2 protein-coding genes are annotated in these 2,468 nt (G+C 32.1%); one reads left to right on the top strand and one right to left on the bottom strand.

All coding sequences use genetic code 11. The features are described from left to right. Positions 1-288: YjjG family noncanonical pyrimidine nucleotidase (locus tag LRP84_RS19950; protein WP_496559685.1), on the bottom strand; the 288-nt coding region annotated here is incomplete at its 3' end. Between the two features lie 407 nt (positions 289-695). On the opposite strand from LRP84_RS19950, the gene LRP84_RS19945 reads away from it, so the two are divergent. Beyond that, a complete protein-coding gene (locus LRP84_RS19945) occupies positions 696-2,288 on the top strand; it encodes a PucR family transcriptional regulator (RefSeq protein ID WP_230576679.1) in 1,593 nt (530 codons plus the stop codon). Positions 2,289-2,468: the final 180 nt, after the last annotated feature.

Below are 2,468 nucleotides of genomic sequence, written 5' to 3'. Positions count from 1 at the left end.
AGATAAATGTTTCATATATAATTGTGCAAATTCCATTTCATCAAATTCAGCATTTAATTTATCTGATAACCGTTTAAATCTTTCAACATTTAATTTTTTCTGAGTAATAAGTCCATCCTCCAGCTCTTTCCATATAGCTGTATTTATATCTTTGTATACTTTCAAATGATAGTTTTCATCATACTCTATATTAAATGCAAGCATAGTATTTTTAAGAGCATCTTGTTCAGATTTTTTAAAATCAAATAAAGTCTCATCTGCATCAAATATTATAATTTCGTACTTCATATTAATCCTCCAAATATAGTTAGTTTTTCTAGTTATCACACACAAACTATTTATTAAAAACTTTATTAACGCATTCATATGAGGTCCTGTTATAATACAAAGCGCAAAAGCTAAGTTTTTATATAAAATATCTTCTATGTTATACAACACTTTATAAATTACAGTATTTATAAAGTGTTGTATATGACATATGTCATATTAAGCAGGTGTTATAAGAAAACTTGAGAACTATAACCATCATATTGTTCAACTATATTAAAAATAGAGTTTAATAGTATATCTTACTTTAATTGGAATATGCTAATTTCCATTCATAAGAATTATTTTGTATAATTCTCAATTTTCAAATACAATGTAAACTATTATTAGAATTAAAGTTTCTAAACTCTAAAGAGGTGTACGATAAAATGAATACTGGGGTTGAACTATCAGTACAGGAAATCTTACAGCATAAGCATTTTCAAAATGCAAAAGTGATAGCAGGGGAAGCCGGACTTTTTCGAACGGTAAAATGGCTACATGTAATGGAAATACCTAGAATTGGAAGTCTCTTAAACGGAAATGAACTTATCCTTTCTACAGGGGTTGGATGGAAAGGAGATAAAGAAATTTTTCTTTCATTACTTAAAGAATTTATTGATTCTAACGCTGCGGGACTTTGTATTGAATTAGGAAAGTATATACTTGACGTGCCAAAAGAAATTATAGAATTAGCTGATCGTAATAATTTCCCATTAATTGTTTTCTATCATGAAGTACGGTTTGTTGATATTACACAAGATGTACACACTCTTTTATTGAAAAAACACTATCAAATGATTTCAGATTTAGAAGACTATTCACATCAGTTAAATCAGTTGCTTCTTACATCTAACTCCCAATCAAAAATCTTACAGTTGTTACATGATTATTTACAAATGACAGTATTGTATCGTTCAAAAGAAGGCGAAATCCAAATTATTTCCGAAAAAACGCCTGATGAACAAGAGAAAATCATTAAACTATTAAGAGAAGATAACGTACAAAAGGACGTAACTATTTTTTGTCAATCAATACAAGCCTTAGATCAAAAATTTGCAGACCTCATTGTGGTTTCTGAATCCGAAATAAATGGATTTGAATCACTTATAGTAGACCGAAGTGCCATAGCATTGGCGCAAAATTTATTACGTGAGTTATATGTTGAAGAACGAAGGAAGGCTGATGAAACGGAATGGATTCAAAAATGGCTCGATGGGGCACATAGCGAAGAGCGAATTCATAGATACGTTTCAGATTTTGAGCCTAACCTCAAAATAAACGGTTGTATTGTGTTACTTTGTAAAATCGATAACTATGACCAAAAAAGCTCGGATTTTACTTATTTAAAAATACTCTTTCGTTCTATATTTGAACACCAGGGTTTTTTTCTTTTAACTACTGTAAGGAAGAATCAAATAATGTTCATATTGTTGAACAAGCGGAAAACTAGTGATTGGAAATGTAGAATCGAAGCAGGAATCGAACATCTGCAAAAAACAGAGCTAATGGAAAAGCACAAGGTGGGACAAATCCAATTTGGTGTCGGAAAATTTATCGATAAATTAAGTCATGTAAAAAAGAGCTATCACACGGCACAAGAATCATTAATCATTCAAGAGAACATGCCAAAAGGACACGTGAGCTATTTTTATGACGATTTACATATCTTTCGTCTAGTGTCGATAGCTAACGAACAAGGGGCTCTTGATGATTTTATCTCCGATTATTTAGGAGCTGTACTCATTTATGACCAGCAAAATAACGGAAAACTAATGGAAACATTAAAAACTTACCTCAAATGTAATGGCTCTAAGCAAGAAGCTGCGACAAATTTATATATCGTTCGGCAAACCCTTTACCAACGACTTCAAAAATTAAATGAGCTTTTAGGTGAGGATTTTATGGATTTTCATAAACGACAAGCGATAGAATTTGCCATCACTGCCTATGATTATGTATCTGCTTCTAAATCGCAATAAAGTGAAACTTCCATCAGAGGGAGGGCTTTATCCCCTCTGATGGTTAGTTGAACCAATCGGGCACATGCCAGCAGTTATCCTCCACCTACCTTCTTCGCTTCTCTCTCAGTATTAAGGTGGGGGTCTGGCTGACCATGAATAGCAGGATAAAGTATGCTGAAACCCTTATTTTGTAGTTTC

Source organism: Bacillus rhizoplanae, from assembly GCF_917563915.1.
Lineage (GTDB): Bacteria > Bacillota > Bacilli > Bacillales > Bacillaceae_G > Bacillus_A > Bacillus_A rhizoplanae.
The sequence above is the reverse complement of the archived record's forward strand: the minus strand, read 5'-3'. Positions and strand labels throughout refer to the sequence as shown.